Genomic DNA, 21,475 nt, shown 5'->3' on the forward strand with positions numbered 1-21,475 from the left:
GACTTTCCCCCGCACAAAAAAGCCACCCTTGCGGATGGCTTTAAAAACTATTTTTTCTTATTCATGTTTACTGGCGGCTTATTCCCCACCGGCACTACCTTAGGCCGTGGTGTCTCGTCTTTTATGCCATACTCCCACTTATTCAAAATGTCGGTAAGCTTCAGCAGTAGCCCACTGTTCCTGAAGTACAACAGCATCAGCGGGAACATCTTGAATAATCCCCTTTTAATGGTATGCATTAGATCTACCAGCGGGAAGATATAACTCAATGCTACCAGGCCAACATACACAACGCATATGCCATAGATCGCTATTATTTTTTCTCTCGACGAATTCTTCCGATAAAATATAAGGTCTACAACAAAGATCAGTACGAACAATTGTACAAAGTAACCGTAGTACAACGCACCGTTGGCAGAAAATATAAGCTCTGTAGACATATCTCCCATTATCTTAAAGAAGATGCTCACGTCGCTTATGTGTTTGTTGATCTCGGTAGCCACGTCGTAGTGCTGCGGTAGGTAGTATTTGTCATATACACCAATTGCCAGGTAGTACACGGCAAAAGGGAATATTAGAAATAGAGCCGTGTTGATCACTATCTTCTTCATTTCCATCTTATCCTTTAGGAAGTAGAATAGTAAGAGTGGGGTAGCCATCGCTATCAGTATAGGTGTCTCAGAGCGGACATACGATGCTATGGAGAAGAATAGAATAGACAGCAGGAAGTAGTTTTTCCTTTCCAGATCAGATAAGTACAAGCTAAGGAAATAGAACCCGCAGAAGAAGTAGATCATGTTGCTGTAATCAAATAGCAGCAGGTAGGTATAACCGAACACTTCCGGCATGGCGAAGAAATACACCATTATAAAACCTACAATTACAGGATGCAGCTTCTGTTTAAGAATAGAGATAATAAGGGTAATAAAACTAAGCACTATGATGCTCAACCATGTCTGGCCAAATGGCTGTACAAATATTTTGTAAATAACCTGTAGACTGGCTATGAACAAAGGTTTCAGCTGGTTGTTAGTTGTAGACAGGTCTACTGAAAATATCGAGTTGACCATTGTTTTTTCCCTTACTGCAAATTCGGCAATGGCTTCAGGGCCCGCCAGCATATCTCGTGGGTTGGGCGCGTAATAGAAGCAGCGCCATACACTTAGTGAAAGCAATGAAAAGAACACAAACAGGAACGGCAGCTCATAGATCTTTGGCCACTTCACACTCTGCAAAGACAATGACATGGTGGACCCCCTAAAATACTTGAACAGGGGAATAAATGCCAATACAGTTGCAGACAGTATTACCCCAACCAACACTTCTCTGGAGATAGGCAGGTGCAATAATGCAAGTATGAACGGGAAGAAGGACACAATGCCCACGCCCATAATAAATGACAACGGAATAATTACCAGCAATGGAAGCTTCACTTTGAAAAGTTCAATCACGCCTCTCCCGGTAATAAAATGCGTTATCAGCAAGAATAATAGTCCGGCGAAATTCATATAGGGTTGTACTTTTTGTAGGTGATCAGTAATTTATGCAATTCTTCTTTTGTTATTGGCACTAGTGCTACACTGCCCTCACCTCTTGGTATGAATGTCCAGTTGGCATCTTCTACATTGGGGCTGGTAGTAATTACGGCCTTTATGCCACCTGTATGATAGTAGAAAGAGAGCGGCTCAGGAAAATCAAATCCACTCTTTATTGATCTCATATATTCATTAGGAGGTAATAATATTACATTGTTCTTCGTATGTACGGTATCCATGGTCTTCTTGGCATACTGCACCAACGCGTATAGGTTACCAAACCTATACTCTTTTCTTTCTTCCACGCCTGTACGCTCCATCTGGTCGCTGAGAGACGGGCTCAGAATAAACCTGTCCAGCCACCGCTCAACCCTTTCTGTCTTAGAGATGATGAGTATCCCCAATATAGACGCTACCATTAATATTAGCCGTTTAAATCCCATCGGTATTTTTTAATACTTGAATGGCAATAATACAAAATTCCTTGCAAAGCCTGCCGCAAATAGCTAAAAAAACAGGTTGTTTTGATGCTCATATGTGCTGCCTGCCCGGGTGTCTCCACATCAGGGGCATTAAGCCATTGAGCCATTAAGCAATTAAGCCATTATCTTTGCACCATGTTTTCTGTAGATTCTGTACTGGCCAGCGCCCTTGAAACCATTAGACTCGAAGCCGAGTCGGTAAGTAAATTGGCTGATTATATCAATGCTTCTTTTGCTGAGGCGGTGCGTGTTATACATGAAGCTAAGGGCAGGGTAGTGGTAAGCGGTATTGGTAAAAGTGCGGTAATAGCGCAGAAAATGGTAGCCACCTTCAATTCTACAGGCACACCTTCTTTGTTTATGCATGCTGCCGATGCCATTCATGGCGATCTGGGTATGATACAACCAGACGACGTAGCTATAGTGATCTCCAAAAGTGGTAACAGCCCCGAGATAAAAGTACTGGTGCCGCTGATCAAAAACTTTGGCAACTCGGTTATTTCTATCTGTGGCAATGAAGATTCTTTTCTGGCAAAGCAGTGCGATATATTTCTCAATACTACCGTTGAAAAAGAAGCCTGCCCTAATAACCTCGCCCCCACTACCAGCACTACCGCACAGATGGTAATGGGCGATGCCCTGGCCGTATGCCTGCTCAACCTGAAAGGCTTTACAGATAAAGACTTTGCCCGCTACCACCCCGGTGGTGCATTGGGTAAGCGCCTTTACCTGCGCGTATCAGACATGAGCGACGCCAATGAAAAACCCGTGGTCAGTCCATCAAGCTCGCTCCGTGAGGTAATCTATGAGATCTCCGGCAAGCGCCTGGGGGCAACTGCGGTTATTGATGAAGATGGCCAACTAAAAGGCATCATCACCGATGGCGACCTGCGCCGCATGCTAGAGAAATACGACAACCCCGCACAATTAAAAGCTGCTGACATTCTCTCTGCCGGTGCAAAGTCTATTGATGGCGGTGAGCTGGCTACAGAAGCACTCGCCCTTATGCGCAAGCACGACATCAGCCAGTTGATAGTAACCAAAGACGGAAAATATGCCGGTATCCTGCACATCCACGATCTTGTGCGCGAGGGGATAATTTAATTCATTATGTGAAATAATTTTATGCATCCTGATATCCACGGCGACTGCTACGGCAAACTTCAGTATATGTGTCACACAATAGATCAGTTGCCGTCACCTTCAGGTCAATGTCATTTGGTTAACAATCAGAATTACATGTAATGATGCCGAAGGTATCATATGTCTATAGCAAAGCAAGATTGTATATGGTTCCGATGCCGAAGGTATCGCATGTCTGTATAAGCGACTTTCTCTTAACTTAATGACATTTCCTGAAGGGGCGAAACAACTCCGGAAGCAACCTGCGATGTCCATAGACAAATCCCCATTCCTGCAACTTTCATAACCACCCGTGAAAACCACCCCGTGAAAAATACCCTCTTTGGTGTGGTATTTTTCATGTACCCAGGCATATTTCCTGAAAGTACTTTTACCGGTACATAAGGTTAGTCCTTATCACCATGATTTACGATGCCTGTAATACCTATCATTGGCAGAAATGGGAATTGGATGCCGGGTTTGATCCCCCGGTTGTCCATTGCGAAACATCAAAAAATGTTTTGTTTGTTTGTTGCCCCTATGCTGACATCATTTGAAACTTACTTGCCTTCCGCATCATACCGGAAGGCAAGTTTGCTTTTAGCCTTGCCACAACATGAAATATCATTAAATTAAACTGAGTGCAACGAATTATAATTGTTGGTTACAAGCCCTGAAAAGCCTGCCGGTAGGCAGGGGCTTACGTCTTGCAAGATCCCTTTGAGCTACTTCGCGCCCATTTCTTTGCGCTCTTTGCGTGAAATCTATGATATACTGCGCCCCATATTATAAAATCTAACAAAATTTTGAGGTTAATTAAGGTGATTAAATTCCCTGTCAATTACAAAAAACGTGTATTTTGCGCCCTATGAGCCTTGACCTGTCTGTTGTCATACCCTTATATAACGAAGAAGAGTCACTTCCCGAGTTGGTGGAGTGGATAGAACGCGTATGTACCGAGCATAAATTATCGCATGAGATCATCATGATAGATGATGGCAGCACCGACGATAGCTGGAAGGTTGTTGAGGAGCTGGCAAGGGATCACCAATCAGTAAAAGGCATCAAATTTCAGCGTAACTACGGCAAGAGCCCTGCGCTACATGAAGGCTTTAAAGCAGCCATGGGCAATGTGGTCATCACCATGGATGCCGACCTGCAGGACAGCCCCGATGAAATACCCGAGCTCTACAGCATGATCATGACCGATGGTTATGACCTGGTAAGCGGCTGGAAAAAGGTGCGCTACGATAATGCTGTTACCAAAAATCTTCCTTCAAAACTATACAATGGTGTAAACCGCCGCCTTACCGGCATAAAGCTGCATGATATGAACTGCGGCCTTAAGTCTTACAAGCGCAAGGTGGTGAAGAGCATAGAAGTATATGGTGAGATGCACCGCTTTATACCTGTACTGGCTAAGTACGCAGGTTTCAAGAAGATCGGTGAAAAGGTAGTGCAGCACAGGCCACGTAAATACGGTTCATCTAAGTTTGGTTGGGAGCGATTCATTAATGGCTTCCTCGATCTGCTTTCTATACAATTTGTAAGTCGCTTTGGTAAGAAGCCTATGCACCTGTTTGGTGCCCTGGGTTCATTTACCTTTCTGTTAGGGTTTTTCTTTACAGCATCACTTATTATAGATAAGATAAGGCTGGGAGCTGATTTTGGCATTACCAACAAGCCCGCATTTTATCTTTCCCTACTGGCCATGATGATGGGTACCCTTTTCTTCCTTACAGGTTTTATAGCAGAACTCATCACTCGCAATGCTGCCGATAGGAACGTATACCTGATGGACGAAAAAATAGGCTGGGAAAATTAAGTCAAAATTTAAAAGTGGAAATTTAAAAGAGGATGATGCCGAGCGTGTCGGCTCTTTTTTGCCGCTATTCTGTCTTCTGACCAACAGCTATCGGGCCGGCTCTCTTTGAGTACGTAACAAAACACTGACGCCTTATTGGATTAACCGCAAGGTTACGAGCTTAGCTGATGTAGTGAGGACCAACAAACACAACTGTTTCAAATGCTTGGCCCAAAAATTGTAATCAATATGAAGCTGATTTTTCGTGCTTTTCTCTTGTGTTTGTTGCCACTTTTTGTTCATGCCCAAACCTTTGTGGCGCTTACACCGTGTATAACCACTGGTCTGGGGAATATCGCTCAGAAATTTAGTCCCACAATAGAAATTGGCCGGCAGTGGGATGTGTTCAGCACCGCGTTGGCCCTGGGTAAAACCGGCTGTGGTAAGACAGTTGGTAAAGACACCACTTTCTACATGGAACTACGCCCCAATCTGAATGTCTTCCAGGTTGGTAAATTTGTCAACACCTTTACCCCCGGTATAGGCTATGTATTTGGTGCATCACAAAATATGCTGCTGGAGTTCACGTCAGGTATTGAGTATTCATTTACCGATAATCTACACATCAATATTATGTTCGGGCAGTATTATTTCAGCGGAGAAACATCATCAAGCTCCACTGCTTTCTTCGGTATCTCGGTGGCCAAATTCTTTGCACCCGCTCATCCAAAGTCGCTTATTCAGAAATAGTGTTGGTAATCAAATTCCATCACATTTTTCATTGTCCTAAACGCTTTGGGGAAAACATATCCACACAAAATAACCCACCTCAAACCCTTACCCACAGCGCATTGCCGAAGATTTTCTCGCAAATTTTGTGAATATCTTTATTTTATAAATCCATTTACCCATATTAATTTACACCCGATTCGGGAGTAGTTCCTGATAACTCTTTGACATATGAACCCTTATCACAATCCACCTGCATACATTGTAGGGGCTGAAAATTTTCAGCCCTGCACCAACTACAGTCTAACACTGGTTGAAGCGTCTCGCTTCAGACACAAAATGCAACCTGAGCATCCCAACCTCAATCACAAATTGGCGGAAACACTGCGGAAAAGTGCAGAAAAACTGCGGAAAACTGCGGAAACTGGCGGTTTTACAAATCGGCTAAAACCCTTGTCTGGAAAGTCGTTAATAGGAAACTACCCAAAAAAAACTGCCGGAAACGCAAAAAAACCACCAATGGCGGAAAAACACAAAATAACCGCTCTCAATGAACAAAATGGCGGTAAACAAATACAGGGATTGTCTAAAAAGGTAGCAGCAAAAAGTGGCAGCATGTAGCAAAAAGTGGCAATTTGCTAAAACGACCTGAAACCCTTACCCACAAACAATTACACCCCAAATACCCGAACCAAAACTGCCACTTTTGTTAAAAACTTCCACTTCCTATTTTATGTAAGCAACAACTCCCCTTTTATTTTAAGAGGGGACGATATTCGACCGGCCCCTGGGCCAGTTGTCGAATGTCCGGGGTGATAACAACACCGGACATTCGTTTGTACCCTGCAACAACCGTACAGCACCTGTACAAGCATCCCGATGCGAGATTGCTTCGTTCCTCGCAAAGACCCTCTAAATGCAGAAGAAAGTAGAAGAAAGTAGAAAAAAGTGGAAGAAAGTGGAAGTTTTGTGAAATTTGTTAAAACACCCTGAAACCATTACCCATAAAGGCATACAGCCAAAAAACCCAAAACAAAACTTCCGTAAACACGAAAAAACTTCCACTTTTCAATTGCTCCATTGCGCTATGACGTTTTCGCCTGTAGAGTCTATACCAATTAAACGTCAAAAATAACACCTTACATGTCATGACCCCGTAGGCGGTCACCGCTTTGTAGCAACCCCCAACCCCTACACACATGCGAGCCGTCAGGTTCGCAGCCGATTACAACCTCGCCGTTTTATGATGTTCCACCGGTATTACAAATGCTCCAGTAAAAACTCTATGGTCCGTGGATAATAAAAATGCTCCAGCAAATGAATGCGTGCGGCCACGTCGCCGGCACTGTCTGATGGTAATATATTGCAGTAAGCCTGTGTTATAGTTGCACCATTATCATATACCTCATCTACATGGTGTATGGTTATGCCGGACTGCTTATCTCCGCTTTTAACTACAGCATCATGTACATGGTGCCCATACATGCCCTTGCCGCCATACTTGGGCAACAGTGCAGGGTGAATGTTGATGATACGCCCATGGAATGCATTGATAACGGATACCGGTATCTTCCATAAGAAACCTGCTAAGACAATGAGGTCAGGTTTCAGCTCTGTCAGTTGTTCCAGCATCATGGCCTGGCCGAATGTGTTGCGGTCTACTATAAGGAAAGGGATATGTTCTCTCTTAGCTATTTCCAGTACACCGGCCTCCGCCTTATTACTCACTATCAGCGATACATGCGCCTTGCCATTCTGCTTGAAATGGTCAATAATGGCTTGTGCATTTGTTCCTGTTCCTGATGCGAAAATGACTATTGAATGCATGGATAAAACTAAAAAGTGAAAACTAAAAACCTTCCCGGCAGTAAAAGTATGACAATGTCATTGACAGACGAAATGCGAAACAGCAACAAGCTCTGAAAGAGCGCATTCAAAAGCGTAGGGTGAAACCCTACGTCTTAAAAAAGTGACACACAGCTCTGAAAGAGCGCCCTCAACCTATGTATGCGGTGTGACTAATCCCATACATACCGTTCATCATATTCCACATTATATTTTTTCAGGAAGCCTCTATATTCATCCTGAAATGTTTTAACCCTGTGATGTTCATGCTGGCTATTTATGTACTCAACTACTTTATCTATCTGAGTAGGATTTACCGAGAATGCACCGTATCCTTCCTGCCAATAAAATTCTCCGCTGTGGGTTTTCGCCCATTTTGATGATCGGGTCTTTATCCCTTTTATGAGGTCTGACAATGCCACTTTTTTCGATAGCATGCATAGAATGTGAACATGGTCAAGATGGCCGCCTACCCTGATGGGGTTACTTTCCATATCCCTGCAAATACCACCTATGTAGTTGTATAGATCATTATCGTAAGGAGACTGTATTAATGGTTGCCTGTGTTTTGTGCTGAATATTATATGCAGATAGTTATTGACAAGCGATTGTGCCATAGTTGGTTTTGTTTAGCCATCAATATAATTAAAATAGCGGTTGGATGTGGTAGGAGGGCGCTCTTTCAGAGCTATGTGGCAGGATAATTTATACGTAGGGTTTCACCCTACGCTATTGAGTACGCTCTTTCAGAGCTATTCATTTTGAAGTAATCCTTAACTTAACGACATTGCCTTTCAGGGCTTGGATGTTGAAGGAAATTGGCCTCTATTGGTTAACGAGATAGGACTCCGTTACATGTTGTGCACACGCGGCTGGCTTTGGCACCACTGTCTCTTTCGGCTCCTTCTTGATAACACCGGTATAAATGAGTGCCAAAATGGCCAGACCCGCAATGATACGATATACACCAAATGCTCTGAAGCTATGCTTCTGCACATAAGTAATGAACGACTTAATAGCCAATACCGATACTATAAACGACACCAGGCAACCCACCACCAGCATGCCCAGGTTATCGGTATTGTGGAATACTTCAGGGTTTTTTTTATAGGTATCCAGTATGTCTTTGGCGGTAGCCGCCGCCATAGTAGGCACCGCCAGGAAGAAGGAGAACTCAGCAGCTACTTTCTTATCCAGTTTAGCTGCCATGCCACCTATGATGGTAGATGCACTGCGGCTCAATCCCGGAAAGATGATAGACAATATCTGGCACAAGCCTACTTTAAGTGCTTGGGCGTTGGTGATGCGCTCTTCATCATGAACCTCGGGCTTTTTAAACCAGCTGTCTACAAACAAAAGCACTACACCGCCAAGAACTGTTATACAGGCAATAACGGTGACATTACCCAGCAAGTTGTTAATGTGTTTCTTCAACAAAAGGCCAAATACCAGAGCAGGGATAACAGCTATGATCAACTTTACATAAAAGGCTATTCCCTTAAAATCAAGGAACTTCTTCCAATAGAGTACGATGACCGCCATTACTGCAGCAAACTGTATGACTATATCAAACATGTTGCTGAAGGCCTCATGCGGATCCATACCCATGATGGCCTTGGTAAACTTAATATGTGCGGTAGATGATATGGGGAGGAACTCCGTAACACCTTCTATAACGGCAATAACTATTGATTGTAACCAGGTCATGATCTACGGAATGTTTATGTATTTGTGCGTCTGTAAAGATAATTGCCACTGTGGGTGCTGCTGTATATAATCTATGATGAGTGGGGTTACGCTATCGCGCTTGCTCCACTCGGGCTGCAGGTACAGCAGGCAGTCTTTACCCACCTTTGCCGCATGTTCTTCTGCCCACTTAAAGTCGCTGTGATGATACACAACTACTTTTAATTCATTGGCCAGATCCAGGGCTTCTTGTATGGGCGCTTTGAATTTTTTAGGCGACAAAGTTACCCAGTCTATAGCCCCGACAATAGGCGATGAGCCCGACGTTTCTATATGCGTTTTAAATCCTTCGCCATGCAGGAGGTTGCAAAGTGCCGTAAGATCATGCAGGGCAGGTTCGCCGCCCGTTATTACGGCTATACGGCCGGGGTTGGCAGCCGCCAGTTGTGTTATTTCGTTTGCGGTCATCTGCGGATGTATGGAGGCATCCCAGCTTTCTTTCACATCGCACCACACGCAGCCTACATCGCAGCCGCCCAGTCTTATAAAGTATGCTGCTCTGCCTGTATGTAAGCCTTCACCCTGCAGGGTATAGAAGTGCTCCATTACGGGGTAAGAGACAGTATTTGATTCGGTATTGGTCAATTTTTGTTTTTGTATTTGTTGTTGATTATATAGTGTTAAAGGTTTGTCCGTTACAAGGAAACGAATACGTCCCGACGTGAGATTGCTTCGTTCCTCGCAATGACCCGCCAGAGCAATCTCAAAGAGAATCGGCCCAATGCCAAATGTCGTAGTTGAGAGCCACACCATGACATTGGGAAAAAAGCAGAGTATTATTTCTTAGCTAACAGCCACACTTGCTTTTTGTTTAGCGGCAAGTAGTGTATTCATCATCAATCCGCAGATGGTCATTGGGCCAACGCCTTTAGGAACCGGGGTAATATAGCTGCACAAAGGTGCTACATTATCATAGTCTACATCGCCTACCAGTCTCGATCCGCTCTTTTTTGTAGCATCATCTATCCTGTTGATGCCCACGTCTATAACTATTGCTCCCGGACGCACCATGTCGGCAGTTACGAAGAATGGCTTACCGATAGCGGCAACTATTACATCGGCAGTACGGGTGATCTCTGCCAGATTCTTAGTGCGTGAGTGTGTGAGCGTTACAGTGGCATTGCCCGGCTTTGTGTTGCGGCTCAGCAATATGGTCATGGGTGTACCAACTATGTTGCTACGGCCAATAACTACGCAATGCATACCTGCTACATCTATATTATAATGCTCCAGCATTAGCATAATACCATAGGGAGTTGCAGGCAGGAACGTTGGCTGGCCTAACATCATTTTGCCCTGAGAGATGGGGTGAAAACCATCCACATCTTTAGCAGGGTCTATAGTATTGATGATATTGTCGCCCGAAATATGATTTGGAAGGGGCAATTGCACTAATATGCCATCTACATCGGCATTATCATTCAGTTTCTTTACTTCGGCTATCAGTTCGGTTTCAGTTATTGAAGGGTCAAAACGCAGCAATGTAGATTCAAAACCCAGCTCGGCACAGCTTTTGACTTTATGGCCCACATAGGCCTCGCTAGCGGGATTATTGCCTACAAGAATTGCAGCAAGATGGGGCTTTTTGCCGCCGGTTGCCTGCCAGTCAATAACATCTTGCTTTATTTGCTCTTTGATATGAGCGGATACGAGTGTGCCGTCAAGTATTTGCATAGTGCAAATATAAACATTTGCAGGGTTGTTGGTAAGTGTTTACGGGAATACTATGCGTTTTGTTTCATTCTTGCATAGGTGATCTTAGATATCTCACTGATCGTCTCTGCGAGTTTTTTCAGGTCGGGGCCCTTGGTCATTACGGTAATGAGGTAAGCGCTGTTGTTAAAGTAAACAATACCTGTTTCATGAAGTTCGTGTATCTGCGCAGTACCGGCTTCCCCAAACTTGTGTGCCACTTTGACATCAGCAGGCAATCCTTTCAGCAGGCCATCTTTAAAATTGCATTGTGCCATGAGGGATGTTGCAAATTCGGAATTCGGGATAGTTAGATATGCCGCATTATATAAAGCCGCCATAAATATGGAATAGTCGCGGGTGGTGATGGTATAGGCCATGTAATCAGCGGCATTGGGCTTAGGAGGGTTTAGGCCGAGATCGGAGAATATCCTGATCAATACTTCGGGGTTGATCTGCCTGTTCAACAACTGCGTAGCTGAGTTATCGGAGTAGGCGATCATATAGGTCAATAATTCCTTTACAGTATAAGACTGCCCCGGTTTTAACGATTTTGTTACGTAGGTCTGCTTGATATCAACTACACCTTGCGGTTGGTATGTAATTTTTCTACTCATTAACGACGGATCTGTCTCCGACATTTTTAAAATGGTCATGAGTACAGGTAACTTAAACAAAGAGCCAGGGAGGAAGCTTTCACCGGGGTTGATAGAAGTCCAGTTGTCAGTGGAAAATTCCTTAATATAAACCGATGCTGCGTTTAGAATTCCGGCTTGTTTCTCGTTGTCTATTAAAGCGGTGATGTCCTGCTTCAATGATGCGAGTTCTTTAGATTCGCACTCAGGTTCTTCTGTGATAAGTGGCTTAATATAATTGTACCCCTTCAGCCTGGCAATTGTGTAGTTGCATTTTTCGGAGTTGGCAGAGCCATTTGTCTGCTCAGTGGCTGTTGCAGTAGGGGTAGTATATTTTTTTAATAGGACAAAGCTTACCGCACTAAATGCAATTGCCAGAATGAGCGTATAAATAACAGGAATCTTTTTTTCAGCAATTGCATTTAGATAGTAGCTTTAGAATAGTGACACGGTAATATTACAGATTTGCTCAGGTAATTTTGCGAAGCTAAAGTAACTATTTTGCTGCTGATACTCACCAAAAAGGGGGCGAAATTGGCGATTTTGTTAGTGGAATACGTAGGGCTTTGGTATAAAGTAATTTATGAGTAGATTATTACTACTATATCATGTAGTATATAGAATTAATTCTACATTTGGTTTTGTGTTGTGCAAGTAAAATCTATGTCATAACATGTCGGCAACTGTTCACTAAGAGTAAATAATGTATTTTTGGCAAAATATATCAGATGAAGAGAATTCTCCTATCGATTTTAGCTATTTTCCCTATTGTGGCAATGGCACAGATACCAGCAGGGTATTATAATACCGCTACCGGACTTAGTGGCCAGCCATTGAGAGTAGCATTGCGTAACATCATACGCCCGCACACCACCCTCTCTTACACCCCGGGTTTGTGGAATGCTTATTTTACAACCGATAAAAAGGCAAACGGAAAACTATGGGATATGTATTCGGACATACCAAGTGGTACACCGGCATATGAATATACGCTTGGGCCAACGTCATCAGGAGGTAACCAGTGTGGTAGTGTAAGCCCATCTGCAGAAGGTAGCTGTTACAACCGTGAGCATACATGGCCACAAAGCAAATTTGCCAGCGACACCCCTATGCAGAATGACCTGTTCATAGTATATCCTACGGATTACTTTGTAAACGGACAAAGAGGTAATTTACCATATGGCAAGGTGGGCACTGCAACTCAAACATTTACCAATGGTGGCAAGATAGGTGTGAATCTGCTGTCATCGGGTAACTGCTACGAGCCAATTGATGCCTACAAGGGCGATCTGGCCCGTAACTATTTTTATGTGGCTACCTGCTACTGGACCGCACAAGATAGTGTGAAGTTCACGAGCTGGGAAACTGCTACCGGTCTTACGTTTACGCCATGGGCAATAAACATGCTGCTCGACTGGCATCATAACGACCCTGTTAGCCAGAAGGAAATAGACCGTAATAATGCAGTATACCCATTGCAGAACAACAGGAATCCATTCATTGACCATCCGGAATATGCTGATTGCATATGGGGTAGTTGCACAGTGGGTGTGAATGATGTAAAGAGCTATATGCAGTCGGTAGTATCTTATGTAAATAGCACAACTAATACACTGGTAGTGAACTGGGATAACCTTGCAGATGATGAGCTGACCAACCTATCGGTAGTGAACATGAACGGGCAGTTGGTGTTTAATGCTTCAGCAGCCGCGTTCAATAAATCGGCAGCAATAAGTACTGCCACATGGGCTAAAGGCATTTATGTATTAAGAATACAGAGCCTGAGTAAGGTAGATAGCAGGAAGATAGTGATACAGTAAGTTCTTCAGAAGTTATATAATAAAATAGATAGGGCTGCAAGTGGTGAACTTGCAGCCCTATTTTTTATTAGCATTCGGGACGCTTGCATGTAACACAAAACTAATACGTCCTTACGTAAGATTGCTTCGCGAAGGGCTCGCAATGACACACTTGGGTTGGTGTTATTAATACTCAAAGAGAACCGACCAGATGGCCGTCGGTCAGAGACCGACGGCGGGCGTTAATACTCTTCATTTCAAGTTGGTTAATACCCAAATATGTCTTCCATAGACAGCTTCTTTATTTCGCCTACTTTCTTTACATCATCCATGTTCAGTTTGTTTTCTGAGGCGAGGATGCAGTAGGTGTATGGTTTGTTGGCGATGTTGGCGCTATGGAATTGCTTAAGGTCGTTGAACTGTATCCTGTCGGCATTCTCATAGATCCTTTTGCGGATGTCTTCGTTCAGGCCTTTACGCTCGGCAGTGATGTAGTTATAGATGATGCCATCTTGTGTGATGCGGTCTGTTTCTATATCTTTCTTTACCGCAGAGCGAGCCGACATCATGTTGTTTTCGAGCGATGGCAGATCATTGAGCAGTTCGTTCATAGCCTTTACCGATTCATTGAATTTATCGGCCTGGCAACCTATGTAGGCTGTAACAGTGTAAGGGTCTTCTTTTTTATCGGGGGCTCTGTAGTAGGCATTAGTTGAATAGGCCAACGCTTTGCTCTCTCTTATTGTCTGGAATACCAATGCGCCCATACCTGCGCCGAAGTAATTGTTGAAGATATCAATGACCGGTTGCTTGTCGGCACTGTAACCAGGTACATTCCTTATCCAGCGGATCTCACTCTGTACCATGTCGTAGTTAGCGAAAAGCACTTCGTTCTTATTTTGGGTAGTGAACATAAAGACCTTAGGTGCTGTGGCCGCGCGGAACATTCCCGGCATTTTGTGGGCGGTCTTTAATTCTGTGGTGAGTGCACCGATAGCTGCAGGACCGTAATAGATGATGCGGTGGCTATAGCTGCAGAGGTCGTGTAGCAATGTTGTCAGTTCAGCACTGGTAAGGTTTTTCAGTTCATCGTTACTTAATACATTGTTGAATGGATTGCCGGCACCGTATTGTGCATAGCTGGTAAGGCCCTGCATGATCTGTGCCTTGTTGTTTTTAGCATCGGCACGGCTCTTGGCGATACGGGCTTTCAGTGCATTCAATGCTTTGTCGTCTGCAACGCAGTTGGTAAGCAGGTTATCTAGCAAGGCTACAGCCTGGTCGAAGTTTTCCTGAAGGCCTTCAACGGATACTGTGGTGAATTCACCTGTAGCATTGACATTAAAGCTGCAGGCCAGTTTGTAAAACTCCTTTGAGAAATCTTCTGCACTTTTATTCTCTGTGCCCAGGAACTGCAGGTATTGTGCGGCTATTGCAAGACGCTTATCATTCCATGTACCCATCTTGAAGCGGTAAGCCATACGGAACAGACCATTGTCATTATTATGAACATACAACAACTCGGCAGGGCCAATATTGCTCTTGCTCATGTCTTTATTATAATCGAGCCATACCGGTGACAGTGGCGCTACAGCCATATTGTTCACTTCCTTTACAAACCACGACTGAGATTTAGCATTTGTCTCAACAGGCGTGATAGGCGGCTTGCTTACTTTCACCAGGTTCTTGTCTTCGCCCTTGCGCTTGTAGACGGCCACATAGTTATTGGCAAAGTACTTGTTGGCGAAGTCGGTGATGTCCTTTTTGCTGATAGCAGACAAGCGCTCGATGTAGTCTACATCTTCCTGCCAGTCTTCTTCTGATGTGAAGGCATTCATTAATGCGCGTGCGCGGGTACCGTAGTTCTCGCTCTGCTGCATCATACCCTTCTTCTGGTTGTTGATGATAGATAAAACAAGGTTGTCATCGAAGTTGCCCTTCTTCAGGTTTTCGATCTCACCGAGCATCAGTGCCTTTACTTCTTCAAGGCTTTGACCCATGGTAGGATTGCCCTGCAGGTACATGTAGCCATGATCTATGAGGATATCGGCACTGGCAGATGCACGGAGTAGCTTTTGTTTCTTAACCAGGTTAAGGTCTATCAATCCTGCACGGCCATTGGTAAGTATCTGGCCAACAATGTCGGCAAGAATAGCGTCTTTGGCATGTATGCCAGGCAAGCGGTAACCGATGGCTACAAACTCAGCATCAGGACCTTTTACTTCCTTTTCTATAGGAGCTGTAATCGGTTCTTCGGGTTTGAAAGTATAAGGGGTGATCTTCTTAGAATTGAGCTTAGAGAAGTAATCATCTACCTTGCCTATCATTACATCGGGGTCGAAATCGCCGGCGATGATGATACCCATGTTGTTGGGCACATAGTAGGTGTTGAAGTACTTTCTGATCTCCAGCAGCGAAGGATTTTTAAGGTGATCAATGGTGCCTATTGTTGTCTGCTTGCCATAGTTGTGATTGAGGAAGAGGTTAGAGAGCAGCAGCTCAGATACCTTGCGGTTATCGTTATCTAGCGTGCGGTTCTTTTCTTCATATACGGCTTCCAACTCGGTGTGGAAGATACGGAAGACCGGATTGCGGAAACGATCGTATTGTACCTTCAGGAATTTATCAACAGCATTGGCTGGTATGTCTTCTGTATATACTGTCTGCTCAAATGAGGTGAAGGCGTTGGTGCCCTTTGCTCCCATAGAAGACATCATTTTATCATACTCGTTGGCAATGGCAAATTTAGATGCCACGCCCGATACGGAGTCGATGCGGTGATAGATCTCTTTGCGTTTAGCCTCATCGGTGGTATGGTTGTACTCCTCGTATAGGGCATCGATCATCTCCAGGAATGGCTTCTCTTTTTTATAGTCGAGTGAGCCGTAGTTGTCGGTGCCCTTGAACATCATATGCTCCAGGTAGTGCGCCAGGCCGGTGTGATCGGCAGGGTCTGTTTTACTGCCGGCTTTTGTGGCAATATACACCTGCATACGTGGTTCCTTATTAGTGGGACTGAGTATGACAGTCATGCCATTCTTAAGCGTATAAAAGCGGGTCTGCATAGGATCGCCGGTAACGTAGCGGTATTTGTATCCACCCGATTTTGCATCCTTCCACTCGTGTACTTCTTTAGCCGATGTGCTGCCCGCAGCCAGCATTGCAATGAGCAGTGAAGCTATCCTTATGTTTTTCATGTCTGTGTGTTGTAATTATGTTGTAAAATAATATTTTTTGATGGGATTAGGTAATCGGCTGTTGAAAGCCTGTTGGGCAAGAGATCTTTAAGGGGGAGGGGATCTCACAGATTCGGTATCAGTGCCCATGTATTGTTCAGGTCAGAGACCGGATGTATTTGAAGCGTTGTTAATGTGCTTAGATAAGGGTAACCCCTGACGGGGCAATGCCCATTTTTTGTTATGTTTTACTACAAACCGGTAGTCCCTGCGGGACATATAACCAGCTGTTTTACCCTTTTCGAACACTTGTGGTCAGAGACCTGTTAAAGTATCGCGACAGTAGAAATTCTCAAATCCAATTTGTTAGCGGAATTCGCTTACACAAACATGCGATACCTTCGGCATCGACCCCGATTGATTGCTGATCTACTATAGACATGTGATGCCTTCAGCATCATGACATGCCAGCAAATTAACTAATTGAATAGTGACCCCAACTACACAAATGGATGATTCTACTTTCGCTCCTTCCACATTTTATTAAAGGTTTTGTCGGAGAAGTGGAGGGTGCTGCGGTGCTTGGCCCATGAGTCTTTGAAGACGGTGTTGACCACTTTGTTCTTTATTTTTTGTCCGCCCATGTTGAGGAGGGTGCGGCTGAGCATGGCTTGTTTCCAGAATTTCCAGGCCATGTTCTCAGAAAATTCGTTGAGTCCGTCGGCAACGGCTATGCCCCTGTTTTCGAGCAGCATTTCGTGTATGTTGATCTTTACCGGGCATACCTCTGTGCAGTTGCCGCACAGGCTGCTGGCGTAGCTCATGTGTTTGTACTCATTCATACCCAGCAGGTGCGGGGTTATTACCGAACCAATAGGACCGCTGTAGGTAGCGCCATAGGCATGTCCGCCTATATTTTTATATACAGGGCAGGCATTAAGGCATGATCCGCAGCGAATGCAGTACATGCTTTCGCGTACTTCTTTACGTAGCAGGTTGGTGCGGCCATTGTCGAGCAGAATGACGTACATTTCTTCAGGTCCGTCGGTCTCGTCTGCTTTTTTAGGGCCGGTGAAAATGGTGTTGTATACAGTAACGTTTTGCCCTGTGCCAAATGTTGCCAACAGCGGCCAAAACAGGTGCAGATCATTGACAGATGGCAACATCTTTTCAATGCCTACAATAGAGATCTGTGTTTTGGGGAATGAGGTAGATAAGCGGCCATTGCCTTCGTTCTCGGTAACACAAACACCGCCAATATCGGCCAGCAGGAAGTTGCCGCCGGTTACGCCCACTTCGGCAGTAATGTATTTTTCACGCAGATTTTTCCGCGCTATCATGGTTATTTCGGTAGGGGAGAGGTTGGGCTCTGTACCCAGCTTTTCGTGGAATACGCGAGCCACATCTTCCTTGCTCTTGTGCATGGCAGGTGTAACAATATGGTAGGGTGCTTCGCCATCCAGCTGCTGTATGTATTCGCCAAGGTCTGTCTCAACAGATTCGATGCCATTGTCGGCGAGGAACTTGTTCAGGTGTATCTCTTCAGTCACCATCGACTTTGCCTTTACTACCTGCTTAGTGTTCTTCTCTTTGCAGATCTGTAGTATGGCCTGCAGGGCATCATCGGTAGTTTCGGCCCATATTACCTTGCCGCCTTTTGCCGTAAAGTTCTTTTCAAACAGCTCCAGGTAATGATCCAGGTTCTCAATAGCTTTCCACTTTACATTTTTGGCTTTCTTGCGCGCATAGTCGAGATTGGCAAACTGCTGCTTACCTTTTACTACGCTATCGTTATACTTATTGATGTTGAAGGCGATCTTACGCTTGTGCTCCAGATCGTGTGCCTTTACATCGCTTTTGGCCAAAAATATGTGCTGTTGTTCTGTCATTCCGGTAGATAATGTGCAAAAATAAAAGGAATGTGCGGGTTTATACGAATGTAAATAATATTGTTGGAGTATTTTAATGGCGGGTGCACATATGCTGATAGTCGTATTGCTATAATTGCTATGGAGTTATGGTGATGGCACGGTTTTCACATGGATATAATCAATTAAAACGTACAACTATGCCAATCCTACAGCAAGTAAATAACGACGATCTGAAACATAAGGGAGATGACCCCAATGTAACCGACCCTCAGGAGAACGAAAAGGAAGGTAATGTATTTGGGAAGGTGTTTGATGCCATTTTTGGTGACTATAAAGGCGACAATTCGCTGAGCCAGGGAGAACCTAAAAGTCCGGCTAAGACTGAAGGCGACGAAGTGGTAGATGAGGAAGTGCCCAAAACACCGATACCTCCGGCAGAAAGGCCTAATGATGTGAAGATATAGCAGAAAAGTAGTTCATACTCATGCCTTGAACATATGTTCAAGGCATGAGAAGGTCAATGGCCGGAGTAAAGAGTTCGTGTACAAACGTAAAATTCAGATAATACCGACCTAACGGGATACCACAAAGTGGTATCCTTTTCCTTTTAGAGTAACAATCTCTATGCCGGAATCGGGGGCGAAGTAGCCGCGGATCTTGCGGATATAGACGTCGAGATTGCGGGAGTTGAAGAAGGAGTCATCGCCCCATACTATCTGCAACATTTCGCGGCGGTCTACGGCGCTATTGGTATGCGCGCAAAGCATGGAGAGTATCTGTGCTTCGCGGTTAGACAGTTTTATAGTGCCGGTGGGGGTTTGCAGTTCGAATTTTCCCGGGTAAAAGGTATAGTCTTTTAGCACCACCTGGTCTGGGAGCGATTGCGCAGTGCTGGTGTCTCTGCCTGCCAGTTTCAATTGATTATCTAACCTTACTACCAGTTCTTCCATGCTGAATGGCTTGCGGAGATAGTCGCTGCCGCCGGATGAGAAGCCTTTTATGAGGTCGTCCGTCTGGGTTTTGGCAGTGAGGAATATGATGGGCAGGCGTGGGTTGATGTTGCGGATATGGTTGGCCAGTGTGAAGCCGTCTACATGAGGCAGCATAACATCGAGCAGGCAGATGTCGGGTGCAAAGTTGGTGACGCAGTCGTGGATCTGTGTGCCGTCTTTTTTGTGTAGTACCTCATAGCCTTTCAGTTCCAGCGTGTCTTTTACTATGCGGGCCAGGTATACTTCGTCTTCTATGTACAGGACTCTTTTCTTCATTGTGTTGTTTGTTGTGTGGGTTATGTTGGCTCGTGTTGTGTGGAGACGCAAAATCTTGCGTCTCTACGAACAGCGTGATGTTAGCGCTTCAAAACGAATATGTCCCGTGCGAATATCGTGGTTCGAGAGCCTCACTATGACATTCGGTGGTGTCGACGTTCAGATGTTAGCGCTACAAAACAAATACGTCCGCATGGCTCGTGTTGTGTGGAGACGCAAAATCTTGCGTCTCTACGAACAGCGTGATATTTGCGCTACAAAATGAATACGTCCTTACGTGAGATTGCTTCGTGCCTCGCAATGACCCGCTTTGTGATTTGTTTGTTGAATTATATAAGTAAGAGCAATAGTATTAAAAAGTCAGTGTAAATACACAGCCACCGGCGTTTACGTTGTTCACATTGATGCTGCCGTTGTGCTGGCGCATGACCTGTGCTGCATAGCTAAGGCCAAGGCCGTATCCTTTTGTATTATGTCTGAGGCCATTGGGTACGCGGAAGAATTTTTCGAAGATCTTTTCTTTGTATTCTTCCGGTATGCCGGGGCCATTGTCGGTTAGTGATAATTGTATTGCGCCACTATTCTCTGTAAGTGTAACAGCAATATTGGGTGCTGAGGTGGAATACTTCAGGCTGTTATCGAGCAGGTTGACCAGTACGCCCTGCATGTGCAATTTGTCGATTGGGGCTACAAAATTGTTGCCTGTCACATTAAAAGATACATTGGCCTCATGCTGTGCAAAGCGCAGTTGCATGTTTTGCAGTACTTCTGTCACCAGCTGGCGGAGATCGTAGCTTTCGCGCTGAATGTGCATTTTGCCGTTTTCAAGCAGCGATGTGTTCAGTACCCTTGTAGCCAATAGTTCCAGCCTGTCCATTTCAGATGTGGCCATGCCCAGGTATTCGCGGCTCAGTTTAGGATCGTCTATAATATTGTAGTTGTTCAGTGCCTCGAGTGCCAGCTTTACAGTAGAAATAGGGGTTTTGAGTTCATGAGACATATTGCTGATGAAATCATCTTTCAGCTGGCTGAGCTTTAACTGAGAACTAAGACCCTTGTAGGCAATAACAAATGCGGCAGCTGTAAGGGTGAGTAATACCAGCACAAAAAGTAGCTGCGGCAGTAGTTTCATCATCAGGTAGCCACTGTAATCCCGCACTATTATGCCATTGTCTTGCGTAAAGAAGTCACTTTTAATGAATATAGACTTTCCTTCTTTGTTACTGTCACAATTGACCACCCAGCTTGAATTAAAGTCCCAGCCGTTTTGCTTCATCTGGCTGGCAAACATTTCATTGAAGGCGATGGTGTCCATTTTGAACAGGCTCTGCTCCTGCCCCCTGGATATCATAACGCCCCCTGCAACCATCGAGTGAATTTTGCCTGGAGAAAGGTTTACGACATGTCCGTCCTGATCGGTGGCCAGCAGTTTTGCTTCCTTTTGTGGTGTTTTAGCGGCTACCGGATCAACAACGTGCTCCAGTATGAGTGAGTCGGAAACTTTGTGCTGTATGTCGGTAAATATTTTAGTAAGGTTTTTCTTTAATTCATCGCGCTGGGTATTGTACTGGCTTGATAACCATTGGATGGTAAATACAACCAGCAATACCTGGCAAAACACCATAAGTGCTTTGATAGACCTGAGATTTATTTTTTTACCGCCGTTCATCATACAAAACAAAAATAGTCACTGTGTTCCCATATATTTATATCTCTTAACCTTTTTTAACATTAATTCCCCTTTCTTTAACGCACAAACTTGCGGAATAAT

18 protein-coding genes are annotated in these 21,475 nt (G+C 44.5%); 6 read left to right on the forward strand and 12 right to left on the reverse strand.

Features of this window, described 5'->3' with window-relative positions:
* Positions 1–47 precede the first annotated feature (47 nt).
* Together CJD36_RS11540 and CJD36_RS11545 are read right to left on the reverse strand one after the other, a co-directional pair.
* Positions 48–1,508: a hypothetical protein gene (locus tag CJD36_RS11540; protein WP_105039326.1), complete on the reverse strand. Its 1,461-nt coding sequence runs from the start codon at positions 1,506–1,508 to the stop codon at positions 48–50.
* Positions 1,505–1,978 carry a hypothetical protein gene (locus CJD36_RS11545; protein WP_105039327.1) on the reverse strand — a complete coding sequence of 158 codons (474 nt, stop codon included), beginning with the start codon at positions 1,976–1,978 and terminating at the stop codon, positions 1,505–1,507. The genes CJD36_RS11540 and CJD36_RS11545 overlap by 4 nt, the downstream gene beginning before the upstream one ends.
* Positions 1,979–2,152: 174 nt before the next feature.
* Here CJD36_RS11545 and CJD36_RS11550 point away from each other — a divergent pair, with 174 nt between their 5' ends.
* The 4 genes from CJD36_RS11550 (at position 2,153) to CJD36_RS11565 (ending at position 6,293) form a co-directional block, all read left to right on the forward strand.
* Positions 2,153–3,121 carry a KpsF/GutQ family sugar-phosphate isomerase gene (locus tag CJD36_RS11550; RefSeq protein ID WP_105039328.1) on the forward strand — a complete coding sequence of 323 codons (969 nt, stop codon included), beginning with the start codon at positions 2,153–2,155 and terminating at the stop codon, positions 3,119–3,121.
* An 886-nt stretch (positions 3,122–4,007) separates the two neighbouring features.
* Positions 4,008–4,964: a glycosyltransferase family 2 protein gene (locus CJD36_RS11555; RefSeq protein WP_105039329.1), complete on the forward strand. Its 957-nt coding sequence runs from the start codon at positions 4,008–4,010 to the stop codon at positions 4,962–4,964.
* 228 nt (positions 4,965–5,192) lie between these two features.
* Positions 5,193–5,693: a hypothetical protein gene (locus tag CJD36_RS11560; RefSeq protein WP_133162608.1), complete on the forward strand. Its 501-nt coding sequence runs from the start codon at positions 5,193–5,195 to the stop codon at positions 5,691–5,693.
* Between the two features lie 210 nt (positions 5,694–5,903).
* Entirely contained in the window at positions 5,904–6,293 is a 390-nt protein-coding gene (locus tag CJD36_RS11565) for a hypothetical protein (RefSeq protein ID WP_105039331.1), read from the forward strand.
* Between the two features lie 639 nt (positions 6,294–6,932).
* Here the strand turns inward: CJD36_RS11565 and purN are convergent.
* The 6 genes from purN to CJD36_RS11595 form a co-directional block, all read right to left on the reverse strand.
* Positions 6,933–7,499 (reverse strand): phosphoribosylglycinamide formyltransferase, encoded by a 567-nt coding sequence (gene purN / locus CJD36_RS11570; RefSeq protein ID WP_105039332.1) that lies wholly within the window; start codon positions 7,497–7,499, stop codon positions 6,933–6,935.
* Between the two features lie 191 nt (positions 7,500–7,690).
* On the reverse strand, positions 7,691–8,134 hold the full coding sequence (gene tnpA / locus CJD36_RS11575; RefSeq protein WP_105039333.1) for an IS200/IS605 family transposase: 444 nt from the start codon (positions 8,132–8,134) through the stop codon (positions 7,691–7,693).
* 208 nt (positions 8,135–8,342) lie between these two features.
* Positions 8,343–9,224 carry an undecaprenyl-diphosphate phosphatase gene (locus CJD36_RS11580; protein ID WP_105039334.1) on the reverse strand — a complete coding sequence of 294 codons (882 nt, stop codon included), beginning with the start codon at positions 9,222–9,224 and terminating at the stop codon, positions 8,343–8,345.
* Positions 9,225–9,227: 3 nt separating this feature from the next.
* Positions 9,228–9,848: a 7-carboxy-7-deazaguanine synthase QueE gene (locus tag CJD36_RS11585; RefSeq protein WP_240609341.1), complete on the reverse strand. Its 621-nt coding sequence runs from the start codon at positions 9,846–9,848 to the stop codon at positions 9,228–9,230.
* Positions 9,849–10,046: 198 nt separating this feature from the next.
* Positions 10,047–10,937, reverse strand: coding sequence for a bifunctional 5,10-methylenetetrahydrofolate dehydrogenase/5,10-methenyltetrahydrofolate cyclohydrolase (locus CJD36_RS11590; RefSeq protein ID WP_105039336.1), 891 nt, complete (start codon positions 10,935–10,937; stop codon positions 10,047–10,049).
* 50 nt (positions 10,938–10,987) lie between these two features.
* Positions 10,988–11,770 carry a serine hydrolase gene (locus tag CJD36_RS11595; RefSeq protein ID WP_161499289.1) on the reverse strand — a complete coding sequence of 261 codons (783 nt, stop codon included), beginning with the start codon at positions 11,768–11,770 and terminating at the stop codon, positions 10,988–10,990.
* Between the two features lie 548 nt (positions 11,771–12,318).
* Between CJD36_RS11595 and CJD36_RS11600 the strand changes: the two genes are divergently transcribed.
* Complete coding sequence (locus tag CJD36_RS11600) at positions 12,319–13,410, forward strand: endonuclease (RefSeq protein ID WP_105039338.1); 1,092 nt, start codon at positions 12,319–12,321, stop codon at positions 13,408–13,410.
* Between the two features lie 245 nt (positions 13,411–13,655).
* Here CJD36_RS11600 and CJD36_RS11605 read toward each other — a convergent pair whose 3' ends face one another.
* Entirely contained in the window at positions 13,656–16,586 is a 2,931-nt protein-coding gene (locus CJD36_RS11605; RefSeq protein WP_105039339.1) for a M16 family metallopeptidase, read from the reverse strand.
* 497 nt (positions 16,587–17,083) lie between these two features.
* The gene (locus CJD36_RS11610) at positions 17,084–18,454 is read right to left on the reverse strand and encodes a LutB/LldF family L-lactate oxidation iron-sulfur protein (protein ID WP_105039340.1); all 1,371 of its coding nucleotides are present in this window, start codon (positions 18,452–18,454) and stop codon (positions 17,084–17,086) included.
* 179 nt (positions 18,455–18,633) lie between these two features.
* On the opposite strand from CJD36_RS11610, the gene CJD36_RS11615 reads away from it, so the two are divergent.
* Positions 18,634–18,900 (forward strand): hypothetical protein, encoded by a 267-nt coding sequence (locus tag CJD36_RS11615; RefSeq protein ID WP_133162609.1) that lies wholly within the window; start codon positions 18,634–18,636, stop codon positions 18,898–18,900.
* Between the two features lie 108 nt (positions 18,901–19,008).
* Here the strand turns inward: CJD36_RS11615 and CJD36_RS11620 are convergent, their stop codons facing one another.
* The gene (locus CJD36_RS11620) at positions 19,009–19,704 is read right to left on the reverse strand and encodes a response regulator transcription factor (protein ID WP_105039342.1); all 696 of its coding nucleotides are present in this window, start codon (positions 19,702–19,704) and stop codon (positions 19,009–19,011) included.
* Between the two features lie 352 nt (positions 19,705–20,056).
* Positions 20,057–21,376 (reverse strand): sensor histidine kinase, encoded by a 1,320-nt coding sequence (locus tag CJD36_RS11630; RefSeq protein ID WP_105039344.1) that lies wholly within the window; start codon positions 21,374–21,376, stop codon positions 20,057–20,059.
* Positions 21,377–21,475: the final 99 nt, after the last annotated feature.

Origin of the sequence: Flavipsychrobacter stenotrophus, from assembly GCF_002954265.1 — a bacterium.
Lineage (GTDB): Bacteria > Bacteroidota > Bacteroidia > Chitinophagales > Chitinophagaceae > Flavipsychrobacter > Flavipsychrobacter stenotrophus.

Bases quoted from the DNA above. Each gene is read 5' to 3' on its own strand.
- CJD36_RS11540 (WP_105039326.1), bottom strand. From the start codon at position 1,508: ATGAATTTCGCCGGACTATTATTCTTGCTGATAACGCATTTTATTACC.
- CJD36_RS11545 (WP_105039327.1), bottom strand. From the start codon at position 1,978: ATGGGATTTAAACGGCTAATATTAATGGTAGCGTCTATATTGGGGATA.
- CJD36_RS11550 (WP_105039328.1), top strand. From the start codon at position 2,153: ATGTTTTCTGTAGATTCTGTACTGGCCAGCGCCCTTGAAACCATTAGA.
- CJD36_RS11555 (WP_105039329.1), top strand. From the start codon at position 4,008: ATGAGCCTTGACCTGTCTGTTGTCATACCCTTATATAACGAAGAAGAG.
- CJD36_RS11560 (WP_133162608.1), top strand. From the start codon at position 5,193: ATGAAGCTGATTTTTCGTGCTTTTCTCTTGTGTTTGTTGCCACTTTTT.
- CJD36_RS11565 (WP_105039331.1), top strand. From the start codon at position 5,904: ATGAACCCTTATCACAATCCACCTGCATACATTGTAGGGGCTGAAAAT.
- purN (WP_105039332.1), bottom strand. From the start codon at position 7,499: ATGCATTCAATAGTCATTTTCGCATCAGGAACAGGAACAAATGCACAA.
- tnpA (WP_105039333.1), bottom strand. From the start codon at position 8,134: ATGGCACAATCGCTTGTCAATAACTATCTGCATATAATATTCAGCACA.
- CJD36_RS11580 (WP_105039334.1), bottom strand. From the start codon at position 9,224: ATGACCTGGTTACAATCAATAGTTATTGCCGTTATAGAAGGTGTTACG.
- CJD36_RS11590 (WP_105039336.1), bottom strand. From the start codon at position 10,937: ATGCAAATACTTGACGGCACACTCGTATCCGCTCATATCAAAGAGCAA.
- CJD36_RS11600 (WP_105039338.1), top strand. From the start codon at position 12,319: ATGAAGAGAATTCTCCTATCGATTTTAGCTATTTTCCCTATTGTGGCA.
- CJD36_RS11605 (WP_105039339.1), bottom strand. From the start codon at position 16,586: ATGAAAAACATAAGGATAGCTTCACTGCTCATTGCAATGCTGGCTGCG.
- CJD36_RS11610 (WP_105039340.1), bottom strand. From the start codon at position 18,454: ATGACAGAACAACAGCACATATTTTTGGCCAAAAGCGATGTAAAGGCA.
- CJD36_RS11615 (WP_133162609.1), top strand. From the start codon at position 18,634: ATGCCAATCCTACAGCAAGTAAATAACGACGATCTGAAACATAAGGGA.
- CJD36_RS11620 (WP_105039342.1), bottom strand. From the start codon at position 19,704: ATGAAGAAAAGAGTCCTGTACATAGAAGACGAAGTATACCTGGCCCGC.
- CJD36_RS11630 (WP_105039344.1), bottom strand. From the start codon at position 21,376: ATGATGAACGGCGGTAAAAAAATAAATCTCAGGTCTATCAAAGCACTT.